Here is a 17,305-nt window from a genome sequence, read left to right on the forward strand (position 1 = left end):
CTTACAGCCCCTGCTCTTTTTCCCACGGTGTGACGTTGGTATTCGCCGTTATACGGTGAGCACCGGCCGCCACGACACGATCGCCCGCCGTCAAATCGCCGCTAACTTCCAACCCATTCGACGTTAATGCCCCGACACTCACCGGCACTGCCTCTACATGTTCTGAACCGGTATAACGCCATACCAGCGCTTGATTAGCGTCTTCACCCGCATAGCTCACGGCTTCAGGCGGCAGGTGCCAAACCGGCGTAGCGTGGTCGGATTGCAGCGCACTTAAATCCAGTCGCACGTTGGCACTCATACCATCCAGTAGGGTGATATCGTCGGGCTGAGGGAGTGTCAGCGTGACTTCATAAGCCAAGCTCTGCGCGCTGGCTTGTGTGGTATAGGACGCTAACTGGGCGAGATAGGGCTTATCGCTGTTGCCAAAGCGTACTTCATACGCCAGCTCATCACCGAAGGGGGTGCCGTTGCTGCGCGGCATGCGCTGAACAATCTGCTCGGGCAGATGAAACACTACATCCAGTTGGCCGGGCTGTTGAATGACCGCGACGGTTTCCTGCACTTGAACAATCTGGCGGTTATCTACCGGCACCTGGGCAATCACGCCATCGTAGGGTGCGCGCAGTTGCGTATGCGTCACCTGCTCTTCGGCCTGCTCAAACGTTGCGCGGGCTGCCCGCCATTCGCTTTCCGCTTCATCAAACCGGGATTGGCTGACCGCCCCGCGCTCGAGGGTATAGCGCATGCGCTCCAGGTTGGCCTTGGCGAGCTCCAGGCGCGAGCGGGCGCTATCGAGTTCGCTTTGCGCGTTACGGTTGTCAATTCGAGCGAGTACCTCGCCCTCGCTCACCCGCTGTCCGGGGCTGACATTGAGCTCCAGCAACTCGCCTGCCATACGAAATGACAGATTGCTACGCGTGGTGGCTTCCACACGCGCCGGGAATTGCCGCAGGGCAGTAGCATTGGCCGACTGTAAGGTCATCAATTTCACCGGCCTGGCCGTGTCGGTGGACTGCGCCTGGGGTTGATCGCAGCCCATCAGCATAAGCAGCACCAGTGCGGCGGGCAGGAAACGAAGAAGGGTAACGGGCACGGCAGGCTCCTTGAGGACGATCAATGCAGCGTTGCAAACCTGAATTCAAGCAATAAGGGGCGTAGTATACATTTCACTGACATTCATGAATGTCAGTGAAATGTATACTAATCACCATCCGGCGACTTTGCTATCGATCAGTGCCAAAATACGGCCAATCTATTAAGAGGAGGCGCTATGTCCCGTCGTAAGGCCGACGCTGAACGCACTCGAGAAACGATCCTGGATGCGGCTGAGACCACCTTCTTAGCCCAGGGTGTATCGCGCACGACCCTGGCCCATATTGCCGAGGCGGCGGGCGTGACGAGGGGCGCCATTTATTGGCACTTTGAAGATAAAGCAGCGGTATTCAATGCGCTCTTGGAGCGGGTACGTATCCCTTTAGATGAAATCGTCGATGATACAACCCAGCGCCTTGGTGCAACGCCAGTGGCCTGTTTAAGCGAGATTGCCCAGCGTTCGCTGGCAGGCATCTGCCATGACCTGCCATTGCAGCGGGCCGCCACCATCGTGCTGCACCGCTGCGAGAAACTGGAAGATGATCACCCGCGCATCAGCATGATCACCCGCCTTTCAGAGCACGCTGAAGTACAGGTAGAACGTCTGTTTGAACAAACACAACTGGCAGGCCAATTGCGTGCGGGGCTCTCCCCCACCAGCGCGCGCCGCCAGTTTCATGGCTTTTTGATTGGCGTCTGCTTTGACTGGCTGCAAGACCCACAGCAGTACTCACTAGCAGAGGAGTGCGACGCTATCGTCGAAACGTTAATGCGCGGGTTGTTAGTGGAAAACAGTCCTAATAAATAAAGCAAACTTGGCATGCCGGTTGCTTATATTTTCAAGAGAACCGTTTTCAACCGGAGCCTGCCATGAACCAATCGGATTACCCGCTCAGCGAAGTCCCTACCCGTGCCCGCAAAGGGTTACTCTCCACGTCAGCCGTACTGCTCGGCTTTACTTTTTTCACCGCGACCATGTGGGCCGGTGGCACGTTAGGCCAAGCGTTTCCGATTGGCCAACTGCTCTGGATCATACTGATTGGTAACCTGTTGCTGGGAACGTATGCGGCAGCCCTTGCTTATATCGCCTGTAAAAGCGGGCTTAATTCGGTGCTGATGGGGCGCTTCTGCTTTGGCGAGAAGGGCAGCAAACTTTCTGATTTTATCCTCGGCTTTACCCAGATTGGCTGGTACGCCTGGGGCACAGCGACCATCGCGCTGGTACTGGTACGCACCACGGGGATGCCTGAATGGCTGGAAATCCCCTTAATGGTGCTTTTTGGTTTTGGTTTTTGTATCACCGCAATGATTGGTTATAAGGGCATGGACTGGCTTTCGCGCGTTGCCGTCCCCGCCATGATGCTGTTTATTCTGATTAGCCTGTTCACTGGGTTGGTGGATATCCGCGGGTTTACAGGACTAAGCCAGCAAACGCCTACGGAAAGTATGGGCGTGGCGGCCGCAGTGACTGTCATCATCGGCACGTTTATCAGCGGCGGCACCCAAGCCACTAATTGGAGCCGCTTCGCCAAAACGCCGAAAATTGCCGTCATCGCGACCCTGGCAGCGTTTTTTGTGGGGAACGGTTTAATGGTGCTCACTGGTGCACTTGGCACCATGATTTACCAGCAGGCGGATATTGTCGATGTGCTGATTGCCCAGGGCTTTGTCACCATCGCCGTGCTGATGCTGTTTCTAAATATCTGGACCACCCAGGACAACACCATCTACAACTTCGCCGTGGCGGGCTGCAATTTACTGCGTACCGAAAAACGCCGGTTGGTGACGGTGGGCGGCGCAGCGATTGGCACCGTGCTCGCGGTAGGCGGCATGTACAACCTGCTTATTCCGTTTCTGGTGCTACTCGGCACGTTTATTCCGCCTATGGGTGGGGTCATCATGGCGGACTTCTGGCTCAAGCATAAAGGCCGTTACCCCGCTTTGGATACCGCTCAACTGCCTGACTTCAACCGCAGAGGGCTGGCTGCCTATGCGCTGGGTGCCGGGGCTGCCTACTTTTCCCCGTTACTACCGCCATTGGTAGGGGTCGCGATGGCAGCGGGCAGCTACGCCGTGCTGCTGCGTTTAAACCACGCTACGCTGAGCGATACACTTCCTTCACCCGCTAAACAATAAGTGAACCCTTTTTCATATGCCCATGCAGATCATTAACGCCCGCCTACGCCAGCGCCCAGAGCTTTATCGGCTGGAAATTGAGAACGGCACGTTCACCGCCATCACCGCACAAGATGCACCACAAACAGCGAGCGCGGGGCAGATTGATGCAGGCGCTAAGCTCGTCTGCGCGCCTTTTATCGAGCCCCATATTCATTTAGACGCAGCCCTCACCGCGGGTGAGCCCAGTTGGAACCAAAGCGGCACGCTGTTTGAAGGCATTGAGCGCTGGAGCGAGCGCAAACCCATGCTCACCGAAGCCGATATTCGCGAGCGCGCTCTGAAAACGCTTAATTTATTAATCGGCAACGGCGTTCAGTTCGTGCGCACCCACGCTGACACCAGCGACCCAAGCCTGATTGGCCTTAAAACGCTGTGTACCTTGCGGGATGAACTGAAGGATAAAATCGATATTCAAGTAGTCGCCTTTCCGCAAGATGGCCTGCTCTCCTACCCCGGCGGAGAAAAGCTAATGGAGGAGGCACTGGAATTCGGTGCCGACGTCGTGGGCGGCATCCCCCATTTCGAATACACCCGAGAACTGGGCGTGGCGTCCATGAAGCGGGTAATCGAACTTGCGATCAAGTACGACCGCTTGGTGGATGTGCACTGCGACGAGATCGACGACCCCAATTCGCGCTTTCTTGAAGTACTGGCCTGTGAAGCGCTATTTAATGATTTGGGCAGCCGCGTGACCGCAAGCCACACCACGGCGATGCACTCTTACGATAACGCCTACTGCTCCAAGCTGTTTCTGCTGCTCAAGCGCTCGGGCATTAATTTCGTTTCTTGCCCCACCGAAAGTATTCATTTGCAAGGGCGCTTCGACACCTACCCCAAACGGCGCGGCGTCACACGGGTAAAGGAACTCAACGAAGCGGGTATCAACGTCTGCTTTGCTGAAGACTCCATTTTTGATCCCTGGTATTCGTTGGGAAATGGCAAGCTCTTACGCACGTTGGATTTCGGCCTGCATATCTGCCAAATGATGGGTTATCAGGATTTCAGTCAGGCGCTTTCGCTGATTACTGACAATAGCGCTCGCACGCTTAACATCGAAGAACGCTACGGCATTGAGGTGGGCAAACCGGCCAGCTTCAACCTGCTGGAGGGGGAAGATGATTACAGCGTGCTGCGCAATCAAGGCGAGGTGCTGCTTTCGGTGCGCCACGGCGAGATCATCATGCAGCGCGACCCCGCCAAAATAACCACACCGCCTTGGCTCGGCTTTTAGAATAAGCGTAAAATGGTTGGGCTGATATTCAGCAAAGTTCTCAGGGCGGGGTGAAAGTCCCCACCGGCGGTGATACGGCCTTTGAACCAGGCCGCTAAGCCCGCGAGCGCTCAAGCAAGCAATTGCTTGAGGTCAGCAGATTCGGTGAGAAACCGAAGCCGACGGTGATAGTCCGGATGAAAGAGAACGGCACCTTAGACACGCAACGTTAACAGTGGCTGATGCCATCTGTTACGGCTGCCTGACGACCGGTTCCGCGTGCCCTGATTCTGGTACACCTTAGCCAAGAGAATGACCATGAATCAGACATTTCCGCTGACACTTTCTACCCACACCACGTCTCAACGCATCGCGTTTATTCAAGGCCACTGGCATCAGGATATCGTCGAGAAGGCCTATGAAGCCTTTATTGCTGAAGTAGAACGCTGTGGGCTTAACGCCGAACAAGTAGACACCTTCACCGTTTCAGGTGCTTACGAAATTCCCTTGCAAGCCAAGATCCTCGCTCAAAGTGGCCGCTATGGCGCCATTGTAGGGGCTGGCTTTGTGGTCGATGGCGGCATTTATCGCCACGACTTTGTCGCCCATGCGGTGATTGATGGCTTGATGCGGGTGCAGCTAGACACGCAAGTGCCGGTGATCTCGGCAGTATTAACACCGCACCACTTCCATGAGCACGCCACGCATCACGACTTCTACATACAACACTTTGTTACCAAAGGGAAAGAAGCCGCCCAGGCGTGCCTGAACACAATGGAAAACCTGCATAGAGCGCGCAAGCTAAGCGAGGCTTGATGCACTGCAGCTCAGGCTCGGCTAGGTGCCGAGCCTGAGCTGCTTAACTCACTTCAAATCAAACAAGTAACCATAAAACGCCGTATTACGCTGCCAGCCCAATGATTCATAAAGGTGCTGGGCACGCTCGTTCTCTACCTGCGTCATTAATATCAAGCGTGCTACGCCATGCTCTTTGGCGAGTTTTGTAGCGGCTTCCATTAACGCCCTTCCCGTGCCCTTATCGCGAGACTCTGGAAGCACAAAAAGATCATTTAGCGTCCAGCGCGCGTTTAAGCCTACCGTGGAAACCCCAGGGTAAAGCTGAACAAAGCCAGTAAGCCGACCATTCTCACTCTCACTAACGAGAATGCGTGAATCCGCCTGCCCAAATCGTTGGCGCAAAAAGGCACGAGCGGCCTCCGCATTACTAGGCTGAGCGTAGAACTGCCGATAACCATCTAGCAGCTCCGTTAGCGTATCAAGATCATTAATCGTGGCAGGGCGAACAAATGTCATACTCATCTCCAGGCTCGTTTGCTATCACGCCAATCACGTTATAGTGAGTTAACACCTAATTGCTAACTGAAAACAGCTTTTATCACCTGCTAAGGAATTGCTCTATGTCCGACTTTATCGCCCCTGATGGTCATCCCCGCTGCCTATGGTGTGGGGGCGCGGCGGAGTTTTTGCCTTACCATGACAACGAGTGGGGCTTTCCAGTGGCTAACGACCAGCGGCTGTTCGAGAAGCTGTGCCTGGAGAGTTTTCAGTCGGGGTTGAGTTGGCGCACCATTCTCAATAAACGCGAGAACTTCCGCGCCGCTTTTCACCATTTCGATTTTCATCAGGTTGCCCGGTTTGGCGAAGACGATGTGCAGCAATTGCTGCAGAACGCAGGCATTATTCGCCATCGCGGAAAAATCGAAGCGGTCATTAATAATGCTTTAAGAGCGCAAGAAATGGTCGAACAGGAAGGCTCGTTAGCCGCGTTCTTCTGGCGTTTCGAGCCAGACGCCGACTCCCTCCCCCCGCCGCAAACCCAGGTCACCTCGCCTGAATCCATCGCTCTATCCAAAGCGTTAAAAAAGCGCGGTTGGAAATTCGTTGGCCCAACAACCGCTTTTGCCTTTATGCAGGCGATGGGGCTAGTCAATGATCACTCGCTAAACTGCATCACCCGCGTGCAGGTTGCACAGGCGCGGCAGCAATTTAAGCGGCCGATATAAAAAAACAGTGATAGGGTATGGCTTTTGACACGCTTATCAATAAACCGAACAGCAAGGGGACAACACGTTCCCAATGGGGTCAACGTGGTTCAATCATTCTCTTCGCATACAGAATCCCGCACCTCACGATATAAAGCTTGGAGTGTGCATATATTCACCGCCAGCGGTGTACTACTCGGCACCATGGCACTGCTTGCACTAGTCGATAATAATCCCGTCGCCTGCCTCCTCTGGCTGGGTGCTGCGATGATGATTGATGGTATCGATGGCACTCTGGCGCGCAAGTATGAAGTGAAGACGATACTGCCCCACTTCGATGGCTCAACGCTCGATATGGTCATTGATTACCTGACCTGGGCCTTTATTCCTGCCCTCTTTATCTACTACTTTATTGAACTGCCGCCCTATTTTGCACTGCTCTCAGTGTTCATTATTCTGCTGTCGTCGATGTTCTGTTTCTGCAATGTCGATATGAAAAGCCAGGACAACTACTTCGTTGGCTTTCCAGCCGCCTGGAACATCACCGCCGCCTATTTTTACATTATTGATTTACCGCCTTTTATTACCTTTGCCACTATTGTTGTTCTTGCCATTCTCACCGTAACTAAAATGAAGTTTCTTCACCCCTTTCGCGTGCGCTTGTTCATGCCACTCAATATCGCAGTCACACTGCTATGGTGCGTGTGTGCGACGTCACTGATACTTTCCAGCCCTGAGCACACCGTATGGGCCGTATGGGGGTGGGGAATTGCCTCTGTTTACTTCGCCGGTATGTGCCTATGGCGCACGGCGCAAGAGTGGTTTGATTGAACTAGCCAAACGACAGCAGCAAGGAGCATGGACGATGTCACTGACCCCGCGGCAACAGAAGAAATTCAGGGCGCTAGCGGCAGATATCGAAGGAATCGATGTCGAGGTTTACCAGCGCTTCGAGCGCGACCCACTGGAGCCCATCATCGGCCTTGGCAAGCCGAACCTGCGCATTGGCTTTTTCGGACGCGACCCAGGGCGCGATGAGGTTCGCCATGGCGAACCCTTTATCGGCGCTGGTGGGCAGTTGGTCAGAAAGGCGCTGTATGAGCACCTTTATGATGAAAAAATGCCTGACTTCGAGGCCTCGAGCGCCGTGGGAGAGCACTTTTTCTGGATCAACACCGTGCCTTACAAGCCCGTCGGCAATAAAGCGTGGTCCATGAAGGTTAAGCGCCACTTTCATGGCCTGATGAACGAAGTACTGATCTCCCGCTGGGAAGGGCGAACCCTAATCACCCTGGGTCGAGAAGCCTTCCTGTGGTTCGGTATCGGCCGCTCAAAGGAGGAGCGTGCACGCCTGGAGGCGTTCTGGAAGCGCGAGGACCGCTTTGAAAGTAGTATTGAAGTAACACTGGAGGATGATCGGGGCGAAGCACAAACCTTTACACTCTATCCGCTGCCTCACCCTTCTCCGCTCAATCAGACTTGGTATTCCCGCTTTCCAGGCCTCTTAACGCAGCGCTTAGAGCAGTTAGATGTGCGCCAGGACAACCTCGCCTTGTAAGGCTTGCGGCTGATCCTCATCCCAGCACGGCTGCATGCGCCTGCGCTTCATCCACCATCTCGTTGGCAAGCTCGCCCACCGTACGCACGGCTTCTTCAATAGCGGGTGTTAGCGTAAACGCATAATTAAGGCGCAGGCACTGGCGAAACTTACCCGAGGCTGAAAACAGCGACCCCGGTGCTACGTGGATCGCACGCTGCGCCAAGCGCTGGTTGAGTCGTACACAGTCCACCGCAGCGGGCAGTTCTACCCAAAGTAAAAAACTGCCTTGTGGGTAGCTGATGCCTGCCCCCTGGGGGAAGTAGCGCTGCACCCAACTGATCATGATATCGCGCTGGCGCTGATACTGGCGGGTGGCGTAACGGACGTGACGCTCGTAATGCCCTTTGGCGACGAACTCCGCCACTGCCAGCTGCGGCAGCGTGGCTGAGGCGCCAGTAGAGACGTACTTCATATGCAACGCTTGGTCGCGATAGCGGCCCGGCGCCAGCCAGCCCACCCGCAAACCAGGCCCCACCGTTTTAGAAAAGCCGCTGCACAGCATCACGCGCCCATCGTCATCAAAGGATTTAACGGTGCGCGGTCTGGGCAGCGAGAATGACAAATCGCCGTAGATATCATCTTCAATAATCGCCACATCAAAACGCTGAGCGAGCTGAAACAGCGCCCGTTTACGTGCCTCACTCATGGTGTAGCCCAGTGGGTTGTTGTAGGTCGGCGTGACTTGTATCGCGCGGATCGGCCACTGCTCAAGCGCCAACTCCAGGGCTTCCAGGCTGATACCGGTTTGTGGGTCGGTGGGAATTTCCAGCGCTTTCAAGCCGTTGGCTTTAAGGATCTGCATGGTGCCGTAAAAGCTGGGCGAGTCAACGGCCACCACATCGCCGGGCTGAGTAAGGGTGCGCAGGGAAATGGCCAGCGCCTCTTGGCAACCGGTGGTAATCACAATGTCATCCGGGTGCAGCAGGCAGCCCGAGGCAATGGCCAATCGCGCCACCTGCTGTCGCAGCTCAGGGCTACCGCTTAGCTTGTCGTAGTTGAACCCGTGCAGGTCATTACTGCGATGCAGGCCAGCGAGGATTTTCGACAACGGCCGCAGCGTTTCGTACTCAAAATTCGGTACACCACGCCCAAGCAGCAGCCGCTCGTCATCTCGCTGGGTGGCGACGAGTTCAAGCACCTGATCCCATTGGGAAACATCCAATGGGCGCTGCGCTGGCCGGGAGACAGAGGGCAGCACCGCTGGCGCCCGGCTTGGCAGTACGAAGTAGCCGGATTTTGGTCGAGACTCGATCAATGCAACGTCCATCAGTTGCCGATAGGCCTCCTGAGCCGTCGAAATGCTGACGTCTAGTTCCTGACAAACCGCACGAATAGAGGGCAGGCGATCACCCACACGGTAAATACCGTGCTCTATACGCTCCCGCAAAATGGTAGCAACCTCTTCGTAGCGCGTCATGACACTCTCCCACCCCCAGCCTGAAAGCAATACAGATGAACTCTTAAGCGACCATACAGAGATATAACACAGCCATCTGTATCCTTAAAATAATAATACCTATATCTGTATCCAGGGAATAGCACTGAGTAATCTGGTGGGACACCTAACACGGAGGATTCGCCATGCCACGCTTTAGCCTCACCCAGCTTCGCTTTCAGTTACAAAGCTACCGCCAGTATCGCCGCAGCCGCCGCCAGTTACTGGCGCTTGATGACCGGCTGCTTGACGATATAGGCATTAACCGTACACAGGCGTTAAAAGAGGGCCATAAAGCCTTTTGGAAACATTCAACCTTTAAGAAGGGGACAAATGAAGAGCGCTAAGTGGCAGGGGCGTTGAACATTAATAATGTTCAACGCCCCTTTTCGAGAACAAATAACCTCTTACGCTAGTAATCTATGTAGCGATGCCTGCGATCGCTAGCATTAGGCGATGGAAACGTCTTTGGAGAGATAGACATCCTGAATGGCGTGCAGTAGGTCAACGCCTTCCTGCATCGGCTTCTGGAACGCCTTGCGCCCGGAAATCAGGCCCATGCCCCCGGCACGCTTATTGATCACCGCCGTGCGAACTGCCTCACCCAGGTCAGAATGCCCTTTAGAGCCCCCGCCGGAGTTGATCAACCCGGCGCGTCCCATAAAGCAGTTAGCTACCTGGTAACGAGCCAGGTCGATCGGGTGATCAGACGTCAGCTTGCTGTAAACATCATCGTGGGTATGGCCGAAACCAACGGCTTTGTAGCCGCCATTATTTTCAGGCAATTTCTGTTTGACGATATCCGCCTTGAGAGTGGCTGCCATATGGTTGGCCTGGCTGGTGAGGTCGGCTGCGACGTGGTAATCGGTGCCTTCCTGCTTGAAATCCGGGTTGCGTAGATACGCCCACAACACGGTGACCATGCCCAACTGGTGAGCGCGCTCAAAGGCTTCGCTGATTTCCATGATTTGCCGGCGACTCTCGTGGGAGCCAAAGTAAATGGTCGCGCCAACCGCCACGCAGCCCATGTCGTGCGCCTGCTCTACATCAGCAAATAATGTCTGGTCGTAGATGGCCGGGTAACTCAACGTCTCGTTATGGTTGAGTTTCAGCATCATCGGGATCTTGTGAGCATAGCGCCGCGCCACCGACGAAAGCACGCCAAGCGTGGAAGCTACGCCGTTGCAGCCACCTTCTATAGCCAACTCGACAATGTTGGCCGGGTCGAAATAGCGCGGGTTAGGTGCAAACGAGGCACCTGCCGAGTGTTCAATGCCCTGGTCTACCGGCAGCAGGCTAAGATAGCCGGTACCCGCCAAGCGCCCATGATTAAAGAATGCCTGCATGTTACGCAGCACCGCTGGGCTGCGGTCACTATCGGCCATCACACGATCGATGAAATCGGGGCCAGGGAGATGCAAGTCCTCACGACGAACACCCTGGCAAGTGTGGTTAAGCAAGCTATCGGCATCGCTGCCAAGCAAAGCGGCTATATCGGTCATGATGGGCTCCTCTCTACTTAATTTGTAAGAAAGTGTAAAACAAAAACTTCCTCACTAGAGCATAGAGCTTAAATAGCGCAGATGGAAAGTACCGCCCCCGTATTACAGCGAAAATACCGAGGGCGGTAGGTAGCAGCCCTGTCTTATGCTGCCTGAACATCGATACGCCGTGAGCGATGGCTATCCTTTTTCGGCAGCGTAATGGTCACGACACCATTGGTGATACTGGCCGTAATGGCATCACTGTCCACTTCATGACTAAGATTGAAGCGGCGCGCAAACCGCTGGCCACGCACCTCAGCATGCAGCGCGCTCAGCCCTTCAGGCATATTCAGGGCTATCTCACCCTCCAAGCTCAGCACGTTATTATCGAGCTCTACCTTGAGCGATTCGCGGGTCACACCAGGCATATCGGCAATTAGTTTGAGGGCGCTGGCTTCCTCAATGATATCTACTGCCGGTAGCAACGTTTCTTGAGTACGTTTTATGTCGCCGCGCTCCTGCAACGGGGACTGGGTGGCGGTACGGACAACGTTATTCATGGTTTACCCTCCTGTACCAAGGTTAATAAACATGACTTAAGCCGCCTGAACATCAATACGCCGCGGCTTGAGTTCTTCCCGCTTAGGCAGCACGATCTCAAACACACCATGGGCATGATGCGCTTCGGCACGCTCAGCATCTAAGCCATCAGGTAGTGCAATGGCCCGCACGAACTCACCGCTGGGGCGCTCACGTCGAAACACTGGGCGCGAGCTGCCATCCTCATTACTACCGATGGCGGGCTCACGCTTGCCACGCAGGGTAAGCACGTTATCCTGGATATCAATGGTCAAGTCCGAGGGCGCCAGCCCCGCAGCAAACACATAGACACGCACGGCATCATCGCTGCGAGCGAGATTGATCATCGGAAAACTGCCCCGTGGCACTGCGCGAATATCCATCGCACTGCCATCAGGCAAGAAGCCGTCCAACAGTTGGCGAAACCAATCCAACTGCTGGGACGAGCCGATTTCGAAACGCTTAATATCGTCGAACATAGCGAACACCTCCTACGTTAAGCAGATGATCGAAAGAGGCCGCCACGTCACAGAGCAGCGCCTCTATCAACTGCAAAATAGGAGCAGTTCAAAGGCTTTCAAGGGGTTCAATAGCAATTTTTCTAGCTTTTTCACCGGCCATTACGAAGTCAGCCCAATGCCCCGCAAAATCACCGAAGTAACCGACTGCACGGCTTTTTCGAACTGTAAGTCGTCCAGCGGCTGGTCGTCGTTGAGCAAGTAGATTTGGTAGTCGAAATCGGCGTAGTGCTGGGTAGAGGCCCAGATCATGTATAGAAGGTAGGAAGGTTCGACGGGATTGATCTGGCCCGACTCGACCCACTCGCGAATTTTCGATTCTTTGAGTTTGGCCCATTCATAGAGGTTATCGCGCAGGCGCTCCTTAAGGATCGGGGCGCCCTGCATCACTTCGGCGGCCCATACTTTTGAGCCGTGGGCGCGGTTGCGGGAGTGGGTCATCTTGGCGCGAATGTAGGTGGAAAGCACGACGCGAGGATCATCGTAAAGCTCAAAGCACAGCGCATCCTGTTTCCATACTTCGAGAAGCTCTAACAGTACATCTTGATACAGCGCTTTTTTGGTCGAGAAGTAGTAGTGCACATTGGATTTGGGGATCTCTGCCAGTTGTGCGATTTCACCCATTGAGGCACCTGCATAGCCTTTTTCGGCAAACAGCTGCTCTGCCGCTTGGAGAATCTTTTTTACGTTAGTTTGCCGAATTTCGTCCTGGGTTCTCGCCACGCTGTCCTCGTCCCTATACGTCTGAAGTACGCACCAAAAAAAGCACCATCGCAGGGCGACGGTGCTGAGAAGATGTCCTAGTTACCCTAAGACGTCAACTTTGATTGTTGGGGAACGAGAACTCGGCCCGAGTGGCCTCGCTCACCGACGGCCAGCGCTGGGAAACCGCTTTGCGGCGGGTATAGAAACGCACTGAGTCAGGGCCGTAGGCGTGAAGGTCACCAAACAGCGAACGCTTCCAGCCGCCAAAGCTGTGGTAGGCCACCGGCACGGGTAGCGGTACGTTCACCCCTACCATGCCAACCTCAATACCGTCGGTAAAGCGACGGGCGGCTTCGCCATCACGGGTGAATAGGCAGGTGCCATTACCATATTCATGATCGTTAATTAGCTGCATGGCGTCGTCCAAACTGCCGACCCGTACGATGCACAGCACTGGCCCGAAGATCTCTTCCTGGTAAATACGCATCTCAGCGGTAACGTTATCGAACAAGCAGCCACCAACAAAATAGCCCTCTTCATGGCCAGCCACTTTCAGGCTGCGGCCATCAGCAACCAGTGTTGCCCCGGCGTTAACGCCATCTTCGATGAAGCCGAGCACTTTATCGCGGTGCTCTGCCGTTACCAGCGGGCCCATATCCAGGCCTTTGTCAGTGCCAGGGCCCACTTTCAGCTGAGCGATTTTGGGCAGCATGGTTTCGACCAAACGATTGGCCGTTTCATCGCCAACACATACCGCCACTGAAATCGCCATGCAGCGTTCACCGCAGCTACCGTAAGCCGCGCCCATTAGCGTGTTGGCGGCGTTTTCCAAATCAGCATCCGGCAGCACCACGGCGTGGTTCTTCGCCCCGCCCAACGCTTGAACGCGCTTACCGGCGGCGGCCCCGCGAGAGTAGATCGCTTCCGCCACTGGCGTAGAGCCGACAAACGAAATGGCTTTAACGGCTTTGGCATCCAAGAGTGTTTCCACTGCTTCGCGACCGCCGTGAATGACGTTCATCACGCCTTTAGGGAGCCCCGCTTCTTGAAGCAGTTCGGCCACGGCCATTGAGGCGGACGGGTCTTTCTCAGATGGCTTGAGGATAAAGGTATTACCACAGGCAATGGCCATGGGGTACATCCACAGCGGCACCATGGCGGGGAAGTTAAACGGGGTAATGCCTGCCACCACGCCTAAGGGCTGGAAGTTTGACCATGCATCAATGCCCGGCCCTACGTTGTGGGAGTACTCGCCTTTGAGTAGTTCCGGTACGCCGCAGGCGTACTCGACGTTCTCGATGCCACGCTTGAGTTCGCCCATCGCATCTTCTGGGGTTTTGCCATGCTCTTCGCTGACCAGTTGTACTAAGCGGTCAGCGTGCTCTTCCAGCAACTGCTTAAAACGGTACATCACCTGGGCGCGCTTGGCGGGTGGCGTATCGCGCCAAGCGGGAAAAGCCGCCTGGGCGGCGGCAATGGCGCGCTCTACGTCGGCGGCATCCGCATCAGCAACCTGGCGAATCACTTTGCCCGTTGAGGGATTGGTGACATCCAGCGTGCGCTTACTCTCGACTAACTCACCGTTAATCAGGTGGGAAACAACACTCATAGTTAAACTCCAAACAGGGTTGGCCAGGGTTACGCCAGTGAATCCAGGGTGGTCGCGACGGCATCAAACAAACGCTCAAGCTCAGCTTCCGTAGTGCCAAAGGGAGGGCCAAACTGCAGGGTGTCGGCGCCGTAGCGCACGTAGAAACCTGCTTCCCAAAGCGCCATGTGCGCATCGCGGGGGCGGATCGTTGGGTCGCCGTCGCGGGGGGTTAGCTGAATGGCACCGGCCAAGCCGTAGTTACGAATATCGACAACGTGATTGCGGCCTTTCAAGGCGTGCAGCTTCTGCTCAAAAGTCGGCGCGATGGCGCTCACCTGAGCGGGGAAGTTTTCACGCTCCATCATTTCAAGCGCCGCTAGCGCCGCAGCACACGCCACTGGGTGGGCGCTATACGTGTACCCATGGGAGAACTCAACAGCGTGTTGGGGGCCACCAGCGTTCATGAAGGTGTCGAATATCTCGCTGGAAGCAATGACCGCGCCCATAGGAATGGCGCCGTTAGTGATCTGCTTGGCTACGTTCATGATATCCGGCGTCACGCCAAACGCTTCCGCGCCGGTGGTCGCACCGCTGCGCCCAAAGGCGGTGATCACTTCATCGAAAATCAGCAGGATATCGTTAGCGGTGCAGATCTCTCGCAGCCGATCCAAATAACCTTTTGGCGGTACGATCACACCCGCCGAGCCAGACATTGGCTCAACAATCACCGCCGCAATCGTAGAGGCATCGTGAAGGGCGATTTGATCGAGCAACGCATCGGCAAGCTCGGCACCGGTTTCCGCTTGACCACGGGTGAACGCATGGCCCGCTTGAAGGGTGTGGGGTAGGTGCGTCACATCCAATAACTGGCCGTAGTGTTTCCGGTTACCACCGATACCGCCCAGGCTGGTACCGCCAATATTCACCCCGTGATAGCCCTTGGCGCGGCCAATCATGCGGGTTTTCTCAGGCTTCCCTTTTAACCGCCAGTAGGCCTTGGCCATTTTGACCGAGGTATCGGCGGCTTCAGAACCCGAGTTAGTGAAAAATACATGGTCAAGCCCGGCAGGTGTGAGGCTGGCAACCTTTTCCGCCAGTTTAAACGCCAGCGGATGGCCAAGCTGAAAACCTGGCGCAAAGTCGAGGCTACCTAACTGCGCCGACACGGCTTTTTGAATCTCTTCGCGGTTATGTCCCGCGCCGCAGGTCCATAGCCCGGAAAGCGAATCGAACAGCTTACGACCCTGGTCATCAATGTAGTAACGCCCTTCCGCCCCGGCGATGACACGCGGGTTGGCGTGAAAATCGCGGTTGGCGCTAAACGGCATCCAGTAGTGCTGATTAAGTACCGTTTTTGAAGGGGCATCCCCCATCGAAGAAGGCGAGGCTTGTGTCTTGGTTTTGCTTTTTATTCCAAACATGGTGTCTAGCTCCATCGCTATGAGACATGGTCTCAGCATGCGCCACCACACACGTTTATAAAATTACGCTTTTCTTTTGTTCACGTTAGAGGATCTATACGTATTACTGGCTTTTTTATCTCTACTCTAGCAATGAGCCAAATAATAAATCGGGGAGTCGCCAGCTTCGTCCGTGCTCAATAAAAGGAATTGATATGAACTCGCTTACTGAACCGAAAATCGCTATCGCTGACTTACGCACTGACAGCGACCGACTTTGGGAATCGCTAATGGAGTTGGCCAAGCTAGGCGCCACCGCCAAAGGCGGCGTCAACCGCCAAGCGCTTACCGATTTAGAGCGCCAGGGGCGGGATCTCTTTATCCAGTGGTGCCGCGCAGAGGGCTGCACGATACGGATTGATAATATCGGCAATATTTTTGCGCGTAGGGAAGGCAGCGATCCTAACGCCAAAACCGTCATGGCGGGCAGCCACCTGGATAGTCAGCCTACCGGCGGCAAGTACGACGGCTGCTTCGGCGTACTCTCCGGCCTGGAAGTGATTCGCACCCTTAACCAGCACAACATTACTACTCAGTCCCCTATCGAAGTCGTCGCCTGGACCAACGAAGAAGGCTGCCGCTTTCCGCCCTGCATGATGGGCTCCGGCGTATTTACCGGCGAGCTGGAATTTGACGCCATGATGGCGCGCACCGATGCCGATGGCGTGACGGTTAGCGATGCTCTGGACGCCATCCACTACCGCGGTAGCGATAACGTGTCGCCCAGTGAGATAAAAGCCTACTTTGAACCACATATTGAGCAGGGCCCGATTCTGGAAGATACCGACACCACGATTGGTGTGGTGATCGGCGGGCTTGGCCAGAAGTGGTTCGATTTAACCCTGACCGGGCTGGAAGCCCACGCGGGCCCTACGCCGATGAACCTACGCCGGGATGCCATGATGGGTGCGGCGGAAGTTACTCAGGCGCTCAACCGTATTGCCAATGAGCACCAGCCCCACGGGCGCGGCACGGTAGGCTGTATGACCCTACACCCAGGTTCACGTAACGTGATTCCCGGCCAAGTCAAAATGACCCTGGATATGCGCCACTGGGAGCCTGAAGCGCTGATCTCTATGGGCCAAGCTGTCGAAGCTGCCGTAGAAGAAATTTGCCAACGTCATGGCCTGGCGTATGAATTAACGCCTACGGCGGATTTTGCCCCGGAATACTTCAATAAAGAGTGTGTTGATGCGGTTCGCCAAGGGATAGAGAAGCTCGAGCTCTCCCATATGGATATCATCAGCGGCGCAGGCCACGATGCGATGTTTGTGGGTCGCGTCGCCCCCGCCGCCATGATCTTTATTCCCTGCAAAGATGGCATCAGCCATAACGAGATCGAAAGCGCGACGCCGGAGCATGTCCATGCAGGTTGCAATGTGTTACTCCACGCTATGCTGGATGCCGCTGGCACTGACGCTGACCTAGCTGAATAAGCCGAATAAAG

The 17,305-nt window shown here is 55.2% G+C and carries 18 protein-coding genes and 1 riboswitch; of the genes, 9 read left to right on the top strand and 9 right to left on the bottom strand.

Annotated features, from left to right (window positions below):
• Position 1: 1 nt before the first annotated feature.
• Positions 2-1,096, bottom strand: a complete 1,095-nt coding sequence (locus tag CXF87_RS21245) for an efflux RND transporter periplasmic adaptor subunit (RefSeq protein WP_101148133.1) — start codon at positions 1,094-1,096, stop codon at positions 2-4.
• Between the two features lie 177 nt (positions 1,097-1,273).
• Here CXF87_RS21245 and CXF87_RS21250 point away from each other — a divergent pair, with 177 nt between their 5' ends.
• The 4 genes from CXF87_RS21250 to CXF87_RS21265 all read left to right on the top strand — a co-directional run bounded on the left by CXF87_RS21250 (position 1,274) and on the right by CXF87_RS21265 (position 5,299).
• Positions 1,274-1,903 (top strand): TetR family transcriptional regulator, encoded by a 630-nt coding sequence (locus CXF87_RS21250; protein ID WP_101148134.1) that lies wholly within the window; start codon positions 1,274-1,276, stop codon positions 1,901-1,903.
• A 62-nt stretch (positions 1,904-1,965) separates the two neighbouring features.
• Entirely contained in the window at positions 1,966-3,231 is a 1,266-nt protein-coding gene (gene codB, locus CXF87_RS21255) for a cytosine permease (protein ID WP_101148135.1), read from the top strand.
• Between the two features lie 16 nt (positions 3,232-3,247).
• Entirely contained in the window at positions 3,248-4,504 is a 1,257-nt protein-coding gene (gene codA, locus CXF87_RS21260) for a cytosine deaminase (protein WP_101148136.1), read from the top strand.
• A 32-nt stretch (positions 4,505-4,536) separates the two neighbouring features.
• A riboswitch (FMN riboswitch) is annotated at positions 4,537-4,696 on the top strand.
• A 105-nt stretch (positions 4,697-4,801) separates the two neighbouring features.
• Positions 4,802-5,299 (top strand): 6,7-dimethyl-8-ribityllumazine synthase, encoded by a 498-nt coding sequence (locus CXF87_RS21265; protein WP_101148137.1) that lies wholly within the window; start codon positions 4,802-4,804, stop codon positions 5,297-5,299.
• A 48-nt stretch (positions 5,300-5,347) separates the two neighbouring features.
• Here the strand turns inward: CXF87_RS21265 and CXF87_RS21270 are convergent, their stop codons facing one another.
• On the bottom strand, positions 5,348-5,797 hold the full coding sequence (locus CXF87_RS21270; RefSeq protein WP_101148138.1) for a GNAT family N-acetyltransferase: 450 nt from the start codon (positions 5,795-5,797) through the stop codon (positions 5,348-5,350).
• A 104-nt stretch (positions 5,798-5,901) separates the two neighbouring features.
• Here CXF87_RS21270 and CXF87_RS21275 point away from each other — a divergent pair, with 104 nt between their 5' ends.
• The 3 genes from CXF87_RS21275 to CXF87_RS21285 all read left to right on the top strand — a co-directional run bounded on the left by CXF87_RS21275 (position 5,902) and on the right by CXF87_RS21285 (position 8,044).
• Entirely contained in the window at positions 5,902-6,507 is a 606-nt protein-coding gene (locus tag CXF87_RS21275) for a DNA-3-methyladenine glycosylase I (protein WP_101148139.1), read from the top strand.
• An 84-nt stretch (positions 6,508-6,591) separates the two neighbouring features.
• Complete coding sequence (gene pcsA, locus CXF87_RS21280; protein ID WP_348534544.1) at positions 6,592-7,317, top strand: phosphatidylcholine synthase; 726 nt, start codon at positions 6,592-6,594, stop codon at positions 7,315-7,317.
• A 34-nt stretch (positions 7,318-7,351) separates the two neighbouring features.
• Complete coding sequence (locus tag CXF87_RS21285; protein ID WP_101148141.1) at positions 7,352-8,044, top strand: uracil-DNA glycosylase family protein; 693 nt, start codon at positions 7,352-7,354, stop codon at positions 8,042-8,044.
• A gap of 16 nt (positions 8,045-8,060) precedes the next feature.
• On the opposite strand, the gene CXF87_RS21290 is transcribed toward CXF87_RS21285, so the two are convergent.
• The gene (locus CXF87_RS21290; protein ID WP_101148142.1) at positions 8,061-9,503 is read right to left on the bottom strand and encodes an aminotransferase-like domain-containing protein; all 1,443 of its coding nucleotides are present in this window, start codon (positions 9,501-9,503) and stop codon (positions 8,061-8,063) included.
• A 164-nt stretch (positions 9,504-9,667) separates the two neighbouring features.
• Between CXF87_RS21290 and CXF87_RS21295 the strand changes: the two genes are divergently transcribed.
• Positions 9,668-9,868, top strand: a complete 201-nt coding sequence (locus CXF87_RS21295) for a DUF1127 domain-containing protein (protein WP_101148143.1) — start codon at positions 9,668-9,670, stop codon at positions 9,866-9,868.
• 102 nt (positions 9,869-9,970) lie between these two features.
• Here the strand turns inward: CXF87_RS21295 and CXF87_RS21300 are convergent, their stop codons facing one another.
• The 6 genes from CXF87_RS21300 to CXF87_RS21325 all read right to left on the bottom strand — a co-directional run bounded on the left by CXF87_RS21300 (position 9,971) and on the right by CXF87_RS21325 (position 15,819).
• Positions 9,971-11,023: a class I fructose-bisphosphate aldolase gene (locus CXF87_RS21300; RefSeq protein WP_101148144.1), complete on the bottom strand. Its 1,053-nt coding sequence runs from the start codon at positions 11,021-11,023 to the stop codon at positions 9,971-9,973.
• A 143-nt stretch (positions 11,024-11,166) separates the two neighbouring features.
• On the bottom strand, positions 11,167-11,565 hold the full coding sequence (locus tag CXF87_RS21305; RefSeq protein WP_101148145.1) for an Hsp20/alpha crystallin family protein: 399 nt from the start codon (positions 11,563-11,565) through the stop codon (positions 11,167-11,169).
• 36 nt (positions 11,566-11,601) lie between these two features.
• On the bottom strand, positions 11,602-12,063 hold the full coding sequence (locus CXF87_RS21310; RefSeq protein WP_101148146.1) for an Hsp20/alpha crystallin family protein: 462 nt from the start codon (positions 12,061-12,063) through the stop codon (positions 11,602-11,604).
• A gap of 141 nt (positions 12,064-12,204) precedes the next feature.
• Positions 12,205-12,825, bottom strand: a complete 621-nt coding sequence (locus CXF87_RS21315; protein WP_008959320.1) for a TetR/AcrR family transcriptional regulator — start codon at positions 12,823-12,825, stop codon at positions 12,205-12,207.
• A 94-nt stretch (positions 12,826-12,919) separates the two neighbouring features.
• Complete coding sequence (locus tag CXF87_RS21320; protein ID WP_101148147.1) at positions 12,920-14,416, bottom strand: CoA-acylating methylmalonate-semialdehyde dehydrogenase; 1,497 nt, start codon at positions 14,414-14,416, stop codon at positions 12,920-12,922.
• Positions 14,417-14,445: 29 nt separating this feature from the next.
• Entirely contained in the window at positions 14,446-15,819 is a 1,374-nt protein-coding gene (locus tag CXF87_RS21325; protein WP_198556163.1) for an aminotransferase class III-fold pyridoxal phosphate-dependent enzyme, read from the bottom strand.
• Positions 15,820-16,013: 194 nt separating this feature from the next.
• Here CXF87_RS21325 and CXF87_RS21330 point away from each other — a divergent pair, with 194 nt between their 5' ends.
• Positions 16,014-17,294: a Zn-dependent hydrolase gene (locus CXF87_RS21330; RefSeq protein WP_101148148.1), complete on the top strand. Its 1,281-nt coding sequence runs from the start codon at positions 16,014-16,016 to the stop codon at positions 17,292-17,294.
• Positions 17,295-17,305 lie beyond the last annotated feature (11 nt).

Source organism: Halomonas sp. MES3-P3E (genome assembly GCF_002836035.1).
Taxonomy (GTDB): domain Bacteria; phylum Pseudomonadota; class Gammaproteobacteria; order Pseudomonadales; family Halomonadaceae; genus Vreelandella; species Vreelandella arctica.

Bases quoted from the DNA above. Each gene is read 5' to 3' on its own strand.
- codA (WP_101148136.1), top strand. From the start codon at position 3,248: ATGCCCATGCAGATCATTAACGCCCGCCTACGCCAGCGCCCAGAGCTT.
- CXF87_RS21300 (WP_101148144.1), bottom strand. From the start codon at position 11,023: ATGACCGATATAGCCGCTTTGCTTGGCAGCGATGCCGATAGCTTGCTT.
- CXF87_RS21270 (WP_101148138.1), bottom strand. From the start codon at position 5,797: ATGACATTTGTTCGCCCTGCCACGATTAATGATCTTGATACGCTAACG.
- CXF87_RS21275 (WP_101148139.1), top strand. From the start codon at position 5,902: ATGTCCGACTTTATCGCCCCTGATGGTCATCCCCGCTGCCTATGGTGT.
- CXF87_RS21250 (WP_101148134.1), top strand. From the start codon at position 1,274: ATGTCCCGTCGTAAGGCCGACGCTGAACGCACTCGAGAAACGATCCTG.
- CXF87_RS21290 (WP_101148142.1), bottom strand. From the start codon at position 9,503: ATGACGCGCTACGAAGAGGTTGCTACCATTTTGCGGGAGCGTATAGAG.
- CXF87_RS21325 (WP_198556163.1), bottom strand. From the start codon at position 15,819: ATGTTTGGAATAAAAAGCAAAACCAAGACACAAGCCTCGCCTTCTTCG.
- CXF87_RS21265 (WP_101148137.1), top strand. From the start codon at position 4,802: ATGAATCAGACATTTCCGCTGACACTTTCTACCCACACCACGTCTCAA.
- codB (WP_101148135.1), top strand. From the start codon at position 1,966: ATGAACCAATCGGATTACCCGCTCAGCGAAGTCCCTACCCGTGCCCGC.
- CXF87_RS21310 (WP_101148146.1), bottom strand. From the start codon at position 12,063: ATGTTCGACGATATTAAGCGTTTCGAAATCGGCTCGTCCCAGCAGTTG.
- CXF87_RS21295 (WP_101148143.1), top strand. From the start codon at position 9,668: ATGCCACGCTTTAGCCTCACCCAGCTTCGCTTTCAGTTACAAAGCTAC.
- CXF87_RS21330 (WP_101148148.1), top strand. From the start codon at position 16,014: ATGAACTCGCTTACTGAACCGAAAATCGCTATCGCTGACTTACGCACT.
- CXF87_RS21320 (WP_101148147.1), bottom strand. From the start codon at position 14,416: ATGAGTGTTGTTTCCCACCTGATTAACGGTGAGTTAGTCGAGAGTAAG.
- CXF87_RS21285 (WP_101148141.1), top strand. From the start codon at position 7,352: ATGTCACTGACCCCGCGGCAACAGAAGAAATTCAGGGCGCTAGCGGCA.
- CXF87_RS21305 (WP_101148145.1), bottom strand. From the start codon at position 11,565: ATGAATAACGTTGTCCGTACCGCCACCCAGTCCCCGTTGCAGGAGCGC.